Below are 585 nucleotides of genomic sequence, written 5' to 3'. Positions count from 1 at the left end.
ACCCGTTTCTGCATCATCACTGATGAAGAGCGTCACATTAAGATGGCAATCGTTGATAAACACACAACGCCTCTTATCTCTGTAAACGATCCAGAATTAATGCTTGCTAAGCCAGCGTCTTTGACGGCGGCAACAGGTATGGACGCGCTAACTCACGCGATTGAAGCGTACGTATCTATCGCGGCAACACCAATTACTGACGCTGTTGCAATCAAAGCGATCGAGTTAATTCAAGCGCACCTACGCACCGCAGTGAAAAACGGCGAAAACCTAGAAGCTCGTGAGCAAATGGCATATGCACAGTTCATGGCTGGCATGGCGTTTAACAACGCATCTCTAGGTTACGTGCACGCTATGGCGCACCAGCTAGGTGGTTTCTACGACCTACCACACGGTGTATGTAACGCAATCTTGCTTCCTCACGTACAACGCTACAACGCGCAAGTATGTCCAGAGCGTTTACGTGATGTCGCAAAAGCGATGGGTGTGGATGTAGAAGGTATGTCGGCAGAGCAAGGTGCTGCGGCAGCGATCGACGCTATCGTCGCGCTAGCAAAAGACGTTGGTATTCCAGCTGGTATTAAA

1 protein-coding gene is annotated in these 585 nt (G+C 49.7%); it reads left to right on the top strand.

Annotated features, from left to right (window positions below; translation table 11 throughout):
- A partial coding sequence (locus tag R7Q09_RS27120; protein ID WP_318144075.1) for an iron-containing alcohol dehydrogenase occupies window positions 1–585 on the top strand: 585 nt, incomplete at both ends.

The sequence above is a fragment of the Vibrio sp. 2130-1 genome, assembly GCF_033339515.1.
Note: the sequence above shows the minus strand (reverse complement) of the source record. Positions and strands in the feature narration are given on the sequence as shown.